Below are 15,109 nucleotides of genomic sequence, written 5' to 3' on the forward strand. Positions count from 1 at the left end.
TAGAGAATCATCAAATCTTGGAGGAGCCTCACCTACTCCTGAAAGCCGAACAAGAGAAGGCTTCATGAAAGATCATGTATCTCCAGACTCTGAAACGACACTGCATACTAAATCTCCCGGTTTTAATACTGGTAAGAAAAATAAAGATGGACAATTTAAGCGTTACGGATTGGATTCTCACGGGGGGGCACGTATTCAATATGTAGATCAGGTCATTGCAGATAATGTTCACGCTCGATGAATGTGCCGATTATCTTGTCATGCATTTCCACTGATTTTGAGTACCCGATAGTTTTACGATTCAGTCGTTTTAACCGGTTGCGAAGATTCAGATTTTCACGTTCAATCCGCTGCGTGTAAAGCTTGCCAGTTATATGCTTTTTATCCGGCAACATCTCATAAGCACTGAAGTTATCCGTACACCAGAAAGCTATGCTGAAGCCTGAAAGCAATCCCAGTAATTTGCGCAACGTCTTTTTGTTCCGACGCCCAACAGCATGAGCAACAATACGTTTGAGACGAGGCTCCCATGCATACCACAACCAGCGTTGTTGCTTGTTGTTGCCAACAAACGACCACATTTCATCAACTTCGCAGATAAGCTGAATCTGGAGATTGTCCAGCGGAAGCGTGGTTACACATCGCGGCGCGAGTTTTTTAAGGTGCGTACAACGGCATTAATACTGATATGCAGCGCGCGTGCGGTATCGCGGATACCGGCATTGTTCATGGCAAGGTCAACAATTTTCTCTTTCATACCCTGCTGACAGGCACGATATTCATACTCAAGCTGAAAACTTCGACAACAGGTCTGACAGCGGAAGCGCTGATGACCGGTGCTTCCCAGTCCATGTTTTTTAACCGAGTCTGTTTGCTCACAAAACGGGCATTTTACCTCAACCGTTGCCATCAGGCTCTTCTTCTAAATATTTAGGAAAACAGATGAACATTCTACCTGACGATCACCGAGTTGAATGCGTGACCTAAAATCGAAATAAGTTCTCTATTTCAATAAGTAAAGTGGGATCCCGCCCTGCCCTGGTGGTTGATTAGCTTTTTCTGGGTAGTTCAATTTCCATTATAATTATTTCCTCTTTATTCATGGTATTGCCGGTGTTGTTAATGGTGTCTGCTGCATGATTATTTTCAATGCACAAAGGTGCTCTATTTTTTCTATATTAATTTTATGATCGGATTTAATTATTAGCAATGTAAATAAAAATACTGAATATGTTATTCAGTATTTTCTTTGTACGCATGGATGGTTTTTATTCTATTGTTTGTGCGTCGTAGCTATGTGGTTAATTCCATTTTTAAATTAATGTAAATTAATAAGGTTTTTTTGATATGATAAATAATGAATTAGTTTCATCGCTAATATTAAGTGAATTAATTCAATACCGACGTCGATTCACTCACTCGACGAAATCAGTGAATGAAGAAGAATCTCTGGTGACTCAGGTTCAATTACCCAGAATTCGTGCTTTTGTTGACGAAGGTCGTCGGATTGAGCTTATTCTGCCAGCGTTTCCCGTTAAATCTCCCAGCCCTTATAAAGTACTGGGGAGAATGCCAGACATGGCTGAGCGCTTGTCCCTGATATTTCTGAATTCGTTATGTCAGCGTATCCAGCTTTATTATGCGCCTGGCGCACATATCCGTATTTGCTCGGATGGGCATGTATTTGGCGATCTGATTGGGACCAGCGACGAAACCATTAATACCTATCAGGATGAGATCGAAAACTTATTGCATGAACTTGGAGCGGTTCATCTCAGCGTCTTTAATCTTAAGGATGTAGAGAATATGGCGGCACTCACCGCTGACTATGATCATCTTCGCCAACGGCTGGTTGAGGATTACGCCGAATCAGAAGAGGAGATTAAGGAGCAACTTATGCAGAGCGAAGAAGGTTTGCAGCTTTATCGTTCAATAACTCGCTTCCTCTATGAAGATAGCCTGCGGCCTGACTATACTGGCTCTAATACAGCCTTACAGAAGGATGCTAAAAAACGCGCATGTGGCGTTATTCAACGTAGCTGGGCGTGGGGCAATCTGCTTGCTGAGAATTTCCCAGACGCTATCCGTTTGTCTATTCACCCTCAACCTGCGGACAGCCTAAAACTGGGCATTCATATGATGCCCACCAAAGATGACTGGTTGACGCCTTGGCATGGTGTTGCCGCCAATGTTAATGGGCAGTTTGTGTTAATGAAGAATATAGAAGCACAGCAACTGGATGGCGAAATCGTGGAAATCCGCGGTATGCCTAGCCATTACTTAGTTAAACAGCCTGATCTGGCATAAGCGCGCTGTTCTCGCCTTATCGTTCACCGAGACATCGATATTGTCATCTTATAAAGGAATATACAGGGTGGAAAATAGCATGGACCGTCGCATTAAACCGCTTTCCCCTTTTGGTACGCTGCCGATCGAAGGTGTGTGCTTCCTTAATCAGCATGCGCTGGAATATCATCATGTCATGCCGGAAACGCAAAGCGCGTTTAGTAAGACGTTACGGCAAAATAACGCCTGAAATCCGTCACGCGTTATGGGGTAAAAGCGTGCCCCATAACGCTATTGCGAACCGTGTTTTTAAAATAAAATACGCGCATGGATGTTCTATCGCAGGGTTGCAGTAAATGAAGCTATTTTTGGCCGTGATTTTTTCAGTATTGATGATTCCCCAGACCGGTTTTTCAGCAACAAAAACGGATGCGCTGACGCTGCTGAAACATTTGGATGTGACTACTTTCCGCAGTTCTTTTGGACCAAAACATTTCCCGAAGGGGACGTTGCTGAAAGATACCGGTGATTATGTGTTTAGCCAGGAAAAAGACCGGGCAGAAGCAACAGACACAGATGGCAGTTGGACGTATTCGCTACGTATTATCTCGGAAAATGAAAAGGAGATCATTGCCTGTTTCGTGGATGATGCGAACATTGGGAGCTATTTTTCGACAAGTCCTTTCCTGATAAAGAAAACGAAAAATGCTCAGTCGTATTCGGTGACTGAGCTTGAGCACGACGTAGAAGGGTGTGAACTTTATCCCAAGGATCAATAATCCTGATTGATATGGGTAAATGAACGACGTTATCCGAACGTTGCTAAAAATAAGGAGCCGCTATAAGCCGCTCCTTTGTTGTTTCTATCTTGCCGTTTTACAGCGCTTTATCGGTCAACAATGCGACCTTGCTGGCTGTTGAGACACGATCAAGGTACGCCTGAACGTGAGGGCCAAATTGCACGCCTTTCACGATCGTGAGCGATAATAAAATAGGGAACAGAATAAAATCGGTGGTGGAAATGGCGCTGACGTTTGCCAGACGCGGTTCCAGCGCCTCGAGTTTCTGCTCCACTTCCGCAATCAATTCCGGTGTTTTCGCGAGCAGTGCATCCAGATCGCCGAAGGCTTTTTCTTCGCGCAGGATGTAGGCATGGCGCGCCTCCGGTGTGGAAAGCTCTTTGAAATCGACTTTCGTAAAACGGGGAACCGCAAGGTTAAACACCGCGCTGGAAACGGACTTACACCAGGCTTCAATCTCAGCATCAACCGGTTTATCGGCGATTAACGGCGCTTGCTTGCTGTCGACATAGTGGACGATATCCATGCTTTCCGGCATGAAGCTGCCGTCTTCTTTCTGCAGGATCGGCACCACTTTGCGGCCTACCATGCGTGTTGGCGTGTCGATGTCGCCTTCCATAATCACAGATTGCTCAACAGGCAGATCCTTCAGGCCAAAAATCATTCTGGCTCTGACACAGAATGGGCAGTGTTCGTAAATGAATAGTTTCATACATCGCCTCGTAATATTTTGAAAAAGGCGGCAAAAATTTGCCAGCCCTGTCATGACAAGTCATGGCATCAGAGTAATACCTGATGCGGTCGGCGGTAAAGTGAATGTGCCTGAAGAAGGCGATGGCAGGGAAAGGAAGGGCACGGTGTGAATCGCGTGACCCACACCAGATTACTGCATGATGCTGGGCAACCCGCGGTGTTCAAAGCCATCATGCAGCTTGAAAATCAGTTGGCAACGCCGCTTCTGCTTCGCTCTACCCGAGGCCTGACGTCGACAGAAACCGGGCAGAATTTTTATGAGCAAATCGCCCCGCGTTAAAGGTACTGGGGGATGCTCAAGAGCATGTGGTTAGCGGGAGGGGGCAATCATGGCGCTGCTGGTTGTGCTGATGAAACTCCAAAAAGCGCCATTGCGACCGAGGGAAAGCCAACTGAAATAGTCAGATAGGGCGGCCGGGAAGTCTCACCAATGTTGTTTTACAACCGATAGATTAACCTTACTTGCTGATGACAATACTATACATTTGACTTGCTATAGTCCTTACATCCCTTGTCAGTACCTCACATCCCTGTGAGTGTTGTGTTAGTTAACCATCCCTGTCATTAGAATGACCTTGGCCCGCCTTGCGCGGGTTTTTTTTGCCTGTATTCCCGCTTGTTGGATTCGTGTTGAGCGTGCCTATTCTGTGTCATGATTAACTGAGGCTATTTTGATAACGACTCGGCTTCTGCCTTCATACTCGGCCTGATAGAGGGCCTCGTCCGCGATTTTCAAGACGCTATCGATCTGCTCCGTTCCCAGAATAAAACAGGTGACGCCTAATGAAATCGTGATGGTTTCAGGAATCGGCAGTGGCATTTTTTCCACTTTTTACGCAACCATTCAGCAATATCAGCGGCCTGCGTCATGTCCGTATCGGGCAGAAGTGCGAGGAATTCCTCTCCGCCAGTACGGTAAATCAGATCGGATGCGCGCGAGCCCTGTTTTATGTTTTCTGCCAACAGCCTGATGACGTCATCGCCGATATTGTGTCCGTAGGCATCGTTCACGCATTTGAAATGGTCGATATCATTCAGATTTCCCGTAACGGGAATATAAGAATGGCTGATTAATGACTTTTGTTCCACGAGCGTCTGCTTGCTGGCATCAGAGGTCAGCGTACTTCCTTTCATGTTCAGCAAGGTTGGGTAGAACGCGTGTCTCTGATTCTGGGTATCTGCAACGAAAATAGAATTAAAGCTTCAACTTAATGCAGGGAATGTACGATCTCCAGCGTACCGTTAATGATGAACTGTACGCCCATGCACACCAGCAGGAACCCCATCAGTCGTGAAATGGCTTCAATGCCGCTTTTTCCGATAAGACGCATAATCAGACCCGAACTTTTCAGACTGAGCCAGACGATCAGGCTGATCAACATAAACGTGAGTACGGGGGCAACGGTAATCACCCATGGCGTGATATCGACGCCGCTCTTGATTTGTGAGGCAGAGCTAATGATTAGGGCAATGGTTCCTGGCCCTGCGGTGCTGGGCATCGCTAGCGGCACGAAAGCGATATTGACCTCATTGGCGGAGAAACTGTCGTTGATTTCTTCTTTTTTGCTTTTTACTTCAGGCGCATGCTCTGGCTTTTGCTGAGGAAAAAGCATGCGAAACCCGATAAATGCGACGATGAGCCCGCCGGCAATGCGCAATCCGGGAATGGATATTCCGAAGGTATTCATTACGACCTGACCTGCGTAGTACGCGACAGTCATAATGATGAAGACGTAGAGCGAAGCCTGAAAGATCTGGCGATTTCGTTCCCCCTGGCTCATGTTGCCGGACATCGCTAAAAATACCGCAACCGTTGTCAGTGGGTTCGCGAGTGGCAGGATTAACACGAGACCAAGACCAATGGTTTGAATCAATTCCAGCATTCTACGTTCCTTTTATTGGGGCGCTTTCGTTAGTTCAGGAAAACGGTCAATAGATGACCTGTCGCTACGGCGTTTGGCGCGGTTTAGGTCAGTTCATCCTCCGCTAATTTTTTAAAACGATAGAGTGTCTTTGTCAGCATATCGCGAGAAAACATATCAAACATTTGGCCGATTTTTTTCCCGATCAAGCCCCCAGGTGGGTTGTAGCGAATGGTCAGCGTTACGGTTGTACCCGCTTCCGATGTGGCCGGTTGAAAAGAAAGCCGGCCTTCATTCGGAACCCGCGCCCCTTCCAGCGAACGCCAGTGGATATACTCCCCCAGTTTTTCATCAATAATACGAGCCTGCCACTCAATGAGCGCGCCAATCGGCGTGTTAATCCGCCAATTAGAGTCGGTATAGTTTAGTATCTCGATACTGGCGAAGTGGCCCATCAGGATCGGCAACGTTTCCGGTTTGCGCCAGAGATCAAACAAACGTTCTGCTGGGCGATTGATCGTAATGCTGCTACTGATTTCATTGGCATAACTGCCGTTTTTCGCTGCGGTTCTTCTTAAGAAAGAGGGAAACACCCGTCATTCTCCCTAATGGATTATTACCCCTTTATGGGCATGTTCACGCCATTCTGACCGATCTCGACCAACAAGCAAAGCGGAGACGGTGGTGATAGGGTTGGCGCAGGCTATCACAGCAATCGTCAGAATCTTTATGCGCCTAATGTTGCGTTAATGTTCGTTCGGTAGTGTAAGAATCAGACAGAAGCCGAATGAAGTGCCGCAAAACACCAGGGTTTTTTACATAACGATAATAGCAGTACCCCGCCCACTATTTTTAGTGGGCTTTTTTTATTTGTACTTCTCTGTTTAGATATTTCATTGCTATATAAATTGATATTTATCAAGTTATCGTTAATGGTTTTGTACCTATTAAGATGTAATAAAATGGTATCCCTATTTTCTATTATTTAAATGGCGAGATGGTTGTGTGTAATTTACTTTATAGACATGTCGTGATACGTTTATAATCAGCTTTCATGCTGGTAGGAATAAATATGAGTAACCCATTTATTGCGAGGTGGAGCCGTAATGGTAACCTGCTTTGCCACGGTCACTGGTTAATATCTTATAAAGAAAACGATTTCACGTTACCGGAAAAATATAAAGAAAATCATATGGGAACGATGGGGATCTACTCTATCATCGATCCTGATGATGAAATGTACCGAGACGGACTCGATGAGGATGATTGGATTCTGGAAAATATCGACTGGTTGGCCGATAGCTTTGAAGAAAATAATGTCCCTATCGAAGAATGTTATTTCAGATATTTCTTTCAGGCTATAAATAAGCAGGACTGGCGATGCACCAGTTGTGCAGGCTGTATGTAAATTGCTCCATCATTATTAATTACTCCTATTCCTCTCTATTCCTGCTAGCCGACGATCTATTCGCGTCGTGCTATTTTCTCCCTGATTATTCGTCAGCGTTTAATGCGATTTCCCTCGATTTTCATCTTCTTTGCTATGCGCTTCGCATACCGCGCAGCGGAGCGTCTTTTTCAGGGAAAAGTGTTACCCTGACCCAACAATCCTTGATTAAGATGAGGCGGCAATGACGGAAGCTGACATTCTGCGGTTAAGTACTTTGGTGGGCGAAAAACTGAAGGCGCGTGGTGCCACGCTGACATGTGCGGAGTCCTGCACCGGAGGCTGGTTGGCTAAGTCTATTACCGATATCGCGGGTAGTTCTGGCTGGTTTGACTACGGCTTTGTGACATACAGCAATCTGGCCAAGCAGCGTCTGGTTAACGTGAACGCAGAGACACTGGAACAGCATGGTGCGGTGAGTGAAGCCGTCGTCAATGAGATGGCCGCAGGGGCTTTGCAGGCCGCCGATGCAGATTTCGCCATATCGGTAAGCGGCGTCGCTGGGCCAGACGGGGGAACCGAAGAGAAGCCTGTCGGCACGGTATGGTTTGGCTTCACAGACAAACAGGGTGGGGCATTCGCTCAGACAATGTGGTTCAGTGGAGACAGAAACGCGGTGCGTCTGCAATCGGTCCATTTTGCGCTGCAAACGTTGCTCGACACGTTTCTGAAAAAATAACCTTGATGCTGTATACGCATACAGTATAATGTCAGTAATTATTCGGCAATTCATGATTAAGCAGCCGCGTAGAGACAGCAGCTTTACGCCGCATGACAGGAGCAGAAATGGCTATTGATGAGAACAAACAAAAGGCACTTGCGGCAGCACTGGGTCAAATCGAAAAGCAATTTGGTAAAGGTTCTATCATGCGGTTGGGCGAGGATCGCTCAATGGATGTTGAAACCATTTCTACAGGCTCTTTGTCTCTAGATATCGCCTTGGGCGCCGGTGGTTTACCAATGGGGCGTATCGTTGAGATTTATGGCCCAGAATCTTCCGGTAAAACAACGCTGACCTTACAGGTTATTGCTGCCGCTCAACGCGAAGGCAAAACGTGTGCGTTTATCGATGCTGAGCATGCGCTGGACCCGATTTATGCGAAAAAGCTTGGTGTAGATATCGATAACCTGCTGTGTTCTCAGCCGGATACCGGCGAGCAAGCGTTGGAGATCTGTGATGCATTAACGCGCTCTGGCGCTGTTGACGTTATCATCGTCGACTCCGTTGCGGCACTGACGCCGAAAGCAGAAATTGAAGGTGAAATCGGCGACTCTCACATGGGGCTGGCTGCTCGTATGATGAGCCAGGCTATGCGTAAATTGGCGGGTAACCTGAAGCAAGCCAATACGCTGCTGATCTTCATTAACCAGATTCGTATGAAAATCGGTGTGATGTTCGGTAACCCTGAAACCACTACCGGTGGTAACGCGCTGAAGTTTTATGCTTCTGTTCGCTTGGATATTCGTCGTACTGGTGCAATCAAGGAAGGCGAAGAGGTTGTCGGTAGCGAAACCCGTGTGAAAGTCGTGAAGAATAAAGTGGCAGCACCGTTCAAACAGGCTGAATTCCAAATTCTGTACGGCGAAGGCATCAATATCCACGGTGAGCTGGTCGATCTGGGTGTGAAACACAAGCTGATCGAAAAAGCGGGTGCCTGGTACAGCTATAACGGCGACAAGATCGGTCAGGGTAAAGCAAATGCCTGTAATTTCCTGAAAGAGAACCCAGCGATTGCTGCGGAACTGGATAAGAAATTGCGTGAAATGCTGCTGCACAAAGGCAATGAGCTGGTGCCAGCCACAGCGGGAAATAGCCGTGACGAAGATGAATTCGCTGGTGAAGGTAACGAAGAGTTTTAATGGTGGCTGAATTATCGCCGACAGAGTATTTCAGCGGGTAGATGGATGAATAAACCATTACGCTATGCGATGAATGTGCTTTCTGTTCGCGATTATAGTGAAACCGAAATACGCCGCAAATGTGCGGCGTATTTATATAAGTCAGAAAGCGCAGAAGATGAAGCAGATGAAGCTACAGCCCGAGCTGCGGTGAAAGATGTGGAAGCGGCGATTGCGTACTGCAAGGAACATGGTTGGCTGGATGACGATCGCTATGCTCGCCGCTATATCAGCAGTCGGAGCCGCAAAGGCTACGGTGCTCAGCGGATCAAAATGGAGCTAAGCCAGAAAGGAATCGATAAGACAACGTTAGCCACTGCATTAAACGAGAGTGATATCGACTGGTGTGCGCTGGCGAAATCGGTTGTGGAACGAAAATTCGGGCATCCTCTGTCCGATGAATGGAAAGACAAAGTCAAACATCAGCGATATCTGCTCTATCGTGGCTTCTTTCATGAAGAAATCCAGTCAATTTATACGAATTTTTCAGATTGAACGCACACGGGATTTTACTTCCCATCGAAGAAAATTTATCTTATTCCCACTTTTTTGTTCGTGAGTTGCTCGGTAACGTCAGCATGCTGAACTAACCTTGCCCGCGATCTGTTCTTCTAGCTTGATTCCAGGACAATTATGAGCAAGAGCACCGCTGAGATCCGTCAAGCGTTTCTCGATTTTTTCCACAGTAAGGGACACCAGGTTGTTGATAGCAGCTCTCTGGTGCCGAACAACGATCCGACATTGTTATTCACCAATGCGGGTATGAACCAGTTCAAAGATGTGTTCCTCGGGCTGGATAAACGTAGCTATGTCCGAGCGACGACCTCGCAGCGCTGCGTACGTGCCGGTGGTAAACATAATGACCTGGAAAACGTAGGTTATACCGCACGTCACCACACCTTCTTTGAAATGCTGGGTAACTTCAGCTTCGGTGACTATTTCAAGCATGATGCGATTAGCTATGCGTGGGAATTGCTGACGTCTCCTCAGTGGTTCAATCTGCCGAAAGAAAAACTGTGGGTAACGGTATACGCAACAGATGATGAAGCCTACGACATTTGGGCTGACGAAGTTGGCGTGCCGCGCGAAAGAATTATTCGTATTGGCGATAACAAAGGCGGACCTTACGCCTCTGATAATTTCTGGCAGATGGGCGAAACGGGGCCATGTGGTCCGTGTACCGAGATTTTCTACGATCACGGTGAGCACATCGCAGGTGGCCCGCCGGGAAGCCCTGATGAAGACGGCGATCGCTATATCGAAATCTGGAACCTGGTGTTCATGCAGTTCAATCGTCAGGCTGACGGCACAATGCTGCCACTGCCAAAACCGTCCGTCGATACTGGCATGGGGTTAGAACGCGTTTCTGCCGTCTTGCAGCACGTCAATTCAAACTATGACATTGATTTGTTCAAAACGCTGATTGAGGCGGTAGCGAAAGCCGTCGGAACGACGGATTTAACCAATAAATCACTACGTGTTATCGCCGACCATATCCGCTCTTGTGCGTTCCTGATTGCCGATGGCGTGATGCCGTCTAATGAAAACCGTGGTTATGTTCTGCGCCGTATTATCCGCCGCGCTGCGCGTCACGGTAATATGCTGGGCGCTACGGATGCTTTCTTCTACAAACTGGTTGCGCCGCTGATTCATGTCATGGGGCCAGCAGCTGAAGAATTGAAAAAACAGCAGTCTGTGGTTGAGCAGGCGCTGAAGACGGAAGAAGAGCAGTTTGCCCGCACGTTGGAACGCGGTTTGTCTCTGCTGGACGAAGAAATTAAAAACCTGAAAGGGGATACGCTGGATGGCGAAACAGCCTTCCGCCTGTATGACACCTATGGTTTCCCTGTCGACCTCACTGCGGATGTGTGCCGCGAGCGCGGACTGAAAGTCGATGAAGAAGGTTTTGAAGCTGCGATGACGGCCCAGCGCCAGCGTGCGCGTGAAGCCAGCGGATTTGGCGTAGATTACAACAGCCTCATCCGTGTGGATGAAAACACGCCATTCTGCGGCTATGAAAAAACGCAGCAACAAGCGAAGGTTATTGCGATTTATCACAATGGAAACGCGGTCGATCAGATTGTAGCCGGTGATGAAGCGGTTGTGATTCTGAATGAAACGCCATTTTATGGTGAATCCGGTGGTCAGGTTGGCGATCAGGGTGAACTGAAAAATGCGGGCGTCAGCTTTGCCGTTCAGGATACTCAGAAATACGGTCAGGCAATTGGCCATGTCGGTAAACTGACTCAGGGCACGCTGCGTGTTAACGACAGTGTCGATGCAAACGTTGATAGTCAACGCCGCGATCGCATTCGTCTGAACCACTCTGCGACGCACTTGCTGCATGCTGCGCTGCGTCAGGTTCTGGGCGATCATGTCGCGCAGAAAGGCTCTCTGGTTAACGATAGCTATCTGCGTTTTGACTTCTCACATACGGAAGCGATGAAGCCTGAGCAGATTCGTCAGGTTGAGGATATCGTCAACGCTCAAATCCGCCGTAACCTTACCGTGCAAACGGATGTCATGGCGCTGGACGATGCGAGAGCGAAGGGCGCAATGGCGCTGTTCGGCGAGAAGTACGATGACCATGTCCGTGTTCTGACAATGGGGGATTTCTCGATTGAGCTCTGTGGGGGCACGCACGCAAGCCGTACTGGTGATATTGGCCTGTTCCAGATCATTTCTGAATCAGGTACTGCTGCCGGTGTGCGTCGTATTGAAGCGACCACGGGTGAGAATGCGTTGTCTGCACTGCATCGCCAGAGCGACGTTTTGCAAGACATTGCGCAACTGCTGAAAGGGGATAGTCACAACCTGACGGATAAGGTACGCTCTGTTCTGGATCGTGCCCGCGCGTTGGAGAAAGAGCTTCAGCAGTTGAAGGCTCAACAAGCGGCGCAGGAAAGCTCGTCGCTGTCCGGCAAAGCAAAAGAGATTAACGGTGTGAAGTTGCTGGTTACGCAACTGGACAACGTGGATCCTAAACTGCTGCGCACGATGGTTGATGACCTGAAGAATCAGCTTGGATCTGCTGTTATCGTCCTCGGAACGGCGGCAGAAGGCCGAGTTAGCTTGATTTCTGGTGTAACGAAAGATCTGACTGACCGCGTAAAAGCTGGTGAACTGATTGGGTTTGTTGCCCAGCAGGTTGGCGGTAAAGGCGGTGGTCGCCCAGATATGGCTCAGGCTGGTGGTTCAGATGTGTCTGCACTGCCAACTGCGCTGGCAAGCGTTGAATCTTGGGTTGCTGCTAAGCTGTAAAACGACAGATAACGTTTTATTCGCGTTATCCGACAAAACGCCATAACTTTCTGGTTGTGGCGTTTTTGTCTGCGGAAAAGGATCCGGCAAGCAGGATAGAAAGTGTGTTACCTTCAGATATTCTGAAGCTTTACATGCTCAGGCCTGTTGTTGTGATAACAAAAGCACGAGCTACTGATATCGACTAAACTAACAAGTAGTGACAAACCGGATTGTGATGGTGTGGTTATACCATCGTCTAGGTTTACGTTTTCACGACACATGATGGATAATGGCGGGGAGACAGAGAGACCCGACTCTTTATAATCTTTCAAGGAGCAAAGAATGCTTATTTTGACTCGTCGAGTTGGCGAAACCCTCATGATTGGCGATGAGGTAACGGTTACCGTATTAGGAGTGAAAGGCAACCAGGTGCGTATTGGTGTTAATGCGCCTAAAGAGGTTTCTGTCCACCGTGAAGAGATCTATCAGCGTATCCAGGCCGAAAAATCTCAACCGACGTCATATTGATTGACAATGCGTCTCGTGTTCGCGGGACGCAATTGTTATTTCCTGTTTTTCCCCCACACATTTATCGATATATCCATTTTTCCTATGCGCTACCTTTGGCAAGGTAACCACCTGTTTTTCTGTCGATAAAATAGACTTTTTGTTGTGAAAGTGCTCGTCTTGGGTGCGAATTGTTCAAACGAACACAAGGTGGGAAAAATTGTTTGACTTATAAGTCTGGGAAAGTAATATGTGCGCCACGCAGTACCGGTGAGCACTAACAAGAAGTTCTTAGTAGCAAATCAGGTAATGTAAGGTGAGGTGGCCGAGAGGCTGAAGGCGCTCCCCTGCTAAGGGAGTATGCGGTCAAAAGCTGCATCGAGGGTTCGAATCCCTCCCTCACCGCCATTTAATATGCATCCGTAGCTCAGCTGGATAGAGTACTCGGCTACGAACCGAGCGGTCGGAGGTGAATCCTCCCGGATGCACCATTAAATACCGCCTTTGCAAGGCAAGTAGTATTAGTGAAAGCAAGTTTTGTTGCAGATGAAGAATTATCAATGCATCCGTAGCTCAGCTGGATAGAGTACTCGGCTACGAACCGAGCGGTCGGAGGTTCGAATCCTCCCGGATGCACCATATTTCGATATGGGTAAGGTTGTTATCTTGTTCTTATAATCAGCTTATGCGGCCTATAAGTACAAGGGAGGAAAACGTTGCTTTAGCAACAGCCCGAAGGGCGAGGCGAAGCCGAGTAATCCTCCCGGATGCACCATTCTTAAGTATCTCGTTTAATTGCTCACCCCATTTATTTCTGCACCACACTCTGCATCCGTAGCTCAGCTGGATAGAGTACTCGGCTACGAACCGAGCGGTCGGAGGTTCGAATCCTCCCGGATGCACCATATTTCGATGTTAAATAAAATTCTTACCTTGGCGCGAACCAATAAGCGTAAGAATAACCGTGCTTTAACAACGACTCAAAATACTAAGCAAGAGACATAATTTTCTCCGATACGCATTTCTGTTTTACCCATCGCTTTCTACCCTGTTTTGTGCGCTCTAGCGGAACAACCTTCTATTTTTCTGATATCAGAACGATATTTTCTCATCACTTCTGTGTATTAATTCTTACCCCTCCCTTGCCTATATATTGAGATTACGCTGAAGCGTAAATGAAGGCTACCTACTACTATGGAGGTAATAACCTGTTTTTTATAAGGTTATTGAATAAGCGACAACGTTTTCACTTTACGATAAAGTAAGCTCTCTTTTCAGTGATCATGGAGTCATGATGTACGATCGCTATCAAGGGTTGATCTTTGATATGGATGGCACCCTGCTTGATACTGAACCAACGCACCATAAAGCGTGGGATCAGGTTCTTGCCCGATATGGTATGAAATATGATGCCAGTGCTATGGCTGCATTGAACGGCTCGCCCACCTGGCGTATTGCACAGCGTATTATCGACAGTCATCAGGTTGATATTGATGCTCACCAACTCGCGGCGGAAAAAACCGCTCTGGTTGAGGAAATGCTGCTGGATACCGTAAAACCACTGCCGCTGATTGATGTTGTTAAGCACTATCGCGGACGGCGTCCTATGGCAGTTGGTACGGGTAGCACGCATGGCATGGCTGATAGATTGCTAACGCATTTAGGGCTGCATGATTATTTTGATGCAATCGTTGGGGCTGATGATGTTATACAGCATAAGCCTTTCCCCGATACCTTTCTGCGTTGCGCTGCATTGATTTCTGTCGCACCAGAACACTGTATCGTGTTTGAAGATGCAGACTACGGCATTGAAGCCGCTAAGCGCGCTAACATGGCTGTGGTTGACGTTCGTATATCGTGAGTGAGTTCTGGGCCGCTTTTTCTCTTTTCTGGAGTAGCCTGCTCAGTGCAACACTGCTGCCTGGCAGTTCGGAAGTGCTGCTGGTAACGTTATTGCTTGCTGATAGCGCAAAACCCTACCTGTTGGTTGCTGTGGCAACGGTAGGAAATACGCTGGGCGGGTTAACAAATATTTTTATAGGGCGCTTACTCCCTCAGCCAAAACAACAAGCTGGGTATACGGTGGCCATGCACTGGTTACAGCGCTATGGCTGCGCTGCGCTGTTATTTAGCTGGGTGCCGGTAGTAGGCGATTTATTGTGCGTGTTAGCGGGTTGGCTACGCATGCCCTGGGTGCAATCGGCGGTTTTCATCGGTATTGGAAAAGCGCTGCGGTATATCGTATTGGCAGGTATAACGTTACAGGGGATGGCGTGGTGGTCTTAACCAGATGGCAATGCGAACTGGTGAGT

General features: G+C 47.6%; 18 protein-coding genes, 4 tRNA genes and 1 pseudogene. 17 read left to right on the top strand and 6 right to left on the bottom strand.

Features of this window, described 5'->3' with window-relative positions; all coding sequences use genetic code 11:
* The first annotated feature begins 64 nt into the window (after window positions 1-64).
* Window positions 65-241: a hypothetical protein gene (locus IG609_RS04750; protein WP_250116855.1), complete on the top strand. Its 177-nt coding sequence runs from the start codon at window positions 65-67 to the stop codon at window positions 239-241.
* On the opposite strand, the gene IG609_RS04755 is transcribed toward IG609_RS04750, so the two are convergent.
* Window positions 213-910 (bottom strand): IS1 family transposase gene (locus IG609_RS04755; protein ID WP_250127212.1). Its coding sequence is split into 2 segments (ribosomal slippage): window positions 213-661 and window positions 661-910, totalling 699 coding nucleotides; the frame shifts between segments, so codons are not numbered across the junction. The genes IG609_RS04750 and IG609_RS04755 overlap by 29 nt on opposite strands.
* Window positions 911-1,347: 437 nt before the next feature.
* Here IG609_RS04755 and pvcA point away from each other — a divergent pair.
* From pvcA to IG609_RS04770, 3 genes are all read left to right on the top strand, one after another.
* Window positions 1,348-2,307 (top strand): L-tyrosine isonitrile synthase, encoded by a 960-nt coding sequence (gene pvcA / locus IG609_RS04760; protein WP_193399558.1) that lies wholly within the window; start codon window positions 1,348-1,350, stop codon window positions 2,305-2,307.
* A 79-nt stretch (window positions 2,308-2,386) separates the two neighbouring features.
* Window positions 2,387-2,536 (top strand): hypothetical protein, encoded by a 150-nt coding sequence (locus IG609_RS04765; protein WP_165572846.1) that lies wholly within the window; start codon window positions 2,387-2,389, stop codon window positions 2,534-2,536.
* A gap of 106 nt (window positions 2,537-2,642) precedes the next feature.
* Complete coding sequence (locus tag IG609_RS04770; RefSeq protein ID WP_116156701.1) at window positions 2,643-3,065, top strand: bacteriocin immunity protein; 423 nt, start codon at window positions 2,643-2,645, stop codon at window positions 3,063-3,065.
* Between the two features lie 97 nt (window positions 3,066-3,162).
* On the opposite strand, the gene grxB is transcribed toward IG609_RS04770, so the two are convergent.
* The gene (grxB, locus tag IG609_RS04775; protein WP_193399557.1) at window positions 3,163-3,798 is read right to left on the bottom strand and encodes a glutaredoxin 2; all 636 of its coding nucleotides are present in this window, start codon (window positions 3,796-3,798) and stop codon (window positions 3,163-3,165) included.
* A gap of 186 nt (window positions 3,799-3,984) precedes the next feature.
* Between grxB and IG609_RS04780 the strand changes: the two are divergent.
* Window positions 3,985-4,166: pseudogene (locus IG609_RS04780) on the top strand (LysR family transcriptional regulator); the annotation flags it as partial.
* A gap of 313 nt (window positions 4,167-4,479) precedes the next feature.
* Here the strand turns inward: IG609_RS04780 and IG609_RS20450 are convergent.
* The 4 genes from IG609_RS20450 to IG609_RS04795 form a co-directional block, all read right to left on the bottom strand.
* Window positions 4,480-4,659 carry a GGDEF domain-containing protein gene (locus tag IG609_RS20450; RefSeq protein WP_264177038.1) on the bottom strand — a complete coding sequence of 60 codons (180 nt, stop codon included), beginning with the start codon at window positions 4,657-4,659 and terminating at the stop codon, window positions 4,480-4,482.
* A complete protein-coding gene (locus tag IG609_RS04785; RefSeq protein ID WP_240349038.1) occupies window positions 4,620-4,973 on the bottom strand; it encodes a GGDEF domain-containing protein in 354 nt (117 codons plus the stop codon). The genes IG609_RS20450 and IG609_RS04785 overlap by 40 nt, the downstream gene beginning before the upstream one ends.
* A gap of 74 nt (window positions 4,974-5,047) precedes the next feature.
* Window positions 5,048-5,722, bottom strand: coding sequence for a MarC family NAAT transporter (locus IG609_RS04790; protein WP_010307203.1), 675 nt, complete (start codon window positions 5,720-5,722; stop codon window positions 5,048-5,050).
* A gap of 83 nt (window positions 5,723-5,805) precedes the next feature.
* Complete coding sequence (locus IG609_RS04795) at window positions 5,806-6,294, bottom strand: SRPBCC family protein (protein WP_102119011.1); 489 nt, start codon at window positions 6,292-6,294, stop codon at window positions 5,806-5,808.
* Between the two features lie 479 nt (window positions 6,295-6,773).
* Here IG609_RS04795 and IG609_RS04800 point away from each other — a divergent pair, with 479 nt between their 5' ends.
* The 12 genes from IG609_RS04800 to IG609_RS04855 all read left to right on the top strand — a co-directional run bounded on the left by IG609_RS04800 (window position 6,774) and on the right by IG609_RS04855 (window position 15,083).
* Entirely contained in the window at window positions 6,774-7,109 is a 336-nt protein-coding gene (locus tag IG609_RS04800) for a hypothetical protein (RefSeq protein ID WP_010285350.1), read from the top strand.
* Window positions 7,110-7,332: 223 nt separating this feature from the next.
* On the top strand, window positions 7,333-7,827 hold the full coding sequence (gene pncC / locus IG609_RS04805; protein ID WP_116155135.1) for a nicotinamide-nucleotide amidase: 495 nt from the start codon (window positions 7,333-7,335) through the stop codon (window positions 7,825-7,827).
* Window positions 7,828-7,934: 107 nt separating this feature from the next.
* Window positions 7,935-9,008, top strand: coding sequence for a recombinase RecA (gene recA, locus IG609_RS04810; protein ID WP_116155136.1), 1,074 nt, complete (start codon window positions 7,935-7,937; stop codon window positions 9,006-9,008).
* Window positions 9,009-9,053: 45 nt separating this feature from the next.
* A complete protein-coding gene (recX, locus tag IG609_RS04815) occupies window positions 9,054-9,542 on the top strand; it encodes a recombination regulator RecX (RefSeq protein WP_116167219.1) in 489 nt (162 codons plus the stop codon).
* Window positions 9,543-9,680: 138 nt separating this feature from the next.
* Window positions 9,681-12,308, top strand: a complete 2,628-nt coding sequence (gene alaS / locus IG609_RS04820) for an alanine--tRNA ligase (protein ID WP_193399556.1) — start codon at window positions 9,681-9,683, stop codon at window positions 12,306-12,308.
* 324 nt (window positions 12,309-12,632) lie between these two features.
* Window positions 12,633-12,818 (top strand): carbon storage regulator CsrA, encoded by a 186-nt coding sequence (gene csrA, locus IG609_RS04825; protein WP_005972168.1) that lies wholly within the window; start codon window positions 12,633-12,635, stop codon window positions 12,816-12,818.
* 294 nt (window positions 12,819-13,112) lie between these two features.
* Window positions 13,113-13,205, top strand: a tRNA-Ser gene (locus IG609_RS04830).
* Between the two features lie 8 nt (window positions 13,206-13,213).
* Window positions 13,214-13,288: transfer RNA gene (locus tag IG609_RS04835), tRNA-Arg, on the top strand.
* Window positions 13,289-13,359: 71 nt separating this feature from the next.
* Window positions 13,360-13,436 (top strand) — tRNA-Arg (locus IG609_RS04840).
* Between the two features lie 189 nt (window positions 13,437-13,625).
* A tRNA-Arg gene (locus tag IG609_RS04845) sits at window positions 13,626-13,702 on the top strand.
* Between the two features lie 389 nt (window positions 13,703-14,091).
* Complete coding sequence (yqaB, locus tag IG609_RS04850; RefSeq protein ID WP_193399560.1) at window positions 14,092-14,658, top strand: fructose-1-phosphate/6-phosphogluconate phosphatase; 567 nt, start codon at window positions 14,092-14,094, stop codon at window positions 14,656-14,658.
* Window positions 14,655-15,083, top strand: a complete 429-nt coding sequence (locus IG609_RS04855) for a YqaA family protein (protein ID WP_116156399.1) — start codon at window positions 14,655-14,657, stop codon at window positions 15,081-15,083. The genes yqaB and IG609_RS04855 overlap by 4 nt, the downstream gene beginning before the upstream one ends.
* The last annotated feature ends 26 nt before the right edge of the window (window positions 15,084-15,109 follow it).

Origin of the sequence: Pectobacterium quasiaquaticum, assembly GCF_014946775.2 — a bacterium.
GTDB lineage: Bacteria > Pseudomonadota > Gammaproteobacteria > Enterobacterales > Enterobacteriaceae > Pectobacterium > Pectobacterium aquaticum.

What these genes read in the sequence shown, in the direction of transcription:
- IG609_RS20450 (WP_264177038.1), bottom strand. Translation starts at nt 4,659, where the DNA reads ATGCCACTGCCGATTCCTGAAACCATCACGATTTCATTAGGCGTCACC.
- IG609_RS04750 (WP_250116855.1), top strand. Translation starts at nt 65, where the DNA reads ATGAAAGATCATGTATCTCCAGACTCTGAAACGACACTGCATACTAAA.
- pvcA (WP_193399558.1), top strand. Translation starts at nt 1,348, where the DNA reads ATGATAAATAATGAATTAGTTTCATCGCTAATATTAAGTGAATTAATT.
- csrA (WP_005972168.1), top strand. Translation starts at nt 12,633, where the DNA reads ATGCTTATTTTGACTCGTCGAGTTGGCGAAACCCTCATGATTGGCGAT.
- grxB (WP_193399557.1), bottom strand. Translation starts at nt 3,798, where the DNA reads ATGAAACTATTCATTTACGAACACTGCCCATTCTGTGTCAGAGCCAGA.
- IG609_RS04785 (WP_240349038.1), bottom strand. Translation starts at nt 4,973, where the DNA reads ATGAAAGGAAGTACGCTGACCTCTGATGCCAGCAAGCAGACGCTCGTG.
- yqaB (WP_193399560.1), top strand. Translation starts at nt 14,092, where the DNA reads ATGTACGATCGCTATCAAGGGTTGATCTTTGATATGGATGGCACCCTG.
- IG609_RS04790 (WP_010307203.1), bottom strand. Translation starts at nt 5,722, where the DNA reads ATGCTGGAATTGATTCAAACCATTGGTCTTGGTCTCGTGTTAATCCTG.
- recX (WP_116167219.1), top strand. Translation starts at nt 9,054, where the DNA reads ATGAATAAACCATTACGCTATGCGATGAATGTGCTTTCTGTTCGCGAT.
- recA (WP_116155136.1), top strand. Translation starts at nt 7,935, where the DNA reads ATGGCTATTGATGAGAACAAACAAAAGGCACTTGCGGCAGCACTGGGT.
- IG609_RS04765 (WP_165572846.1), top strand. Translation starts at nt 2,387, where the DNA reads ATGGACCGTCGCATTAAACCGCTTTCCCCTTTTGGTACGCTGCCGATC.
- pncC (WP_116155135.1), top strand. Translation starts at nt 7,333, where the DNA reads ATGACGGAAGCTGACATTCTGCGGTTAAGTACTTTGGTGGGCGAAAAA.
- IG609_RS04800 (WP_010285350.1), top strand. Translation starts at nt 6,774, where the DNA reads ATGAGTAACCCATTTATTGCGAGGTGGAGCCGTAATGGTAACCTGCTT.
- alaS (WP_193399556.1), top strand. Translation starts at nt 9,681, where the DNA reads ATGAGCAAGAGCACCGCTGAGATCCGTCAAGCGTTTCTCGATTTTTTC.
- IG609_RS04770 (WP_116156701.1), top strand. Translation starts at nt 2,643, where the DNA reads ATGAAGCTATTTTTGGCCGTGATTTTTTCAGTATTGATGATTCCCCAG.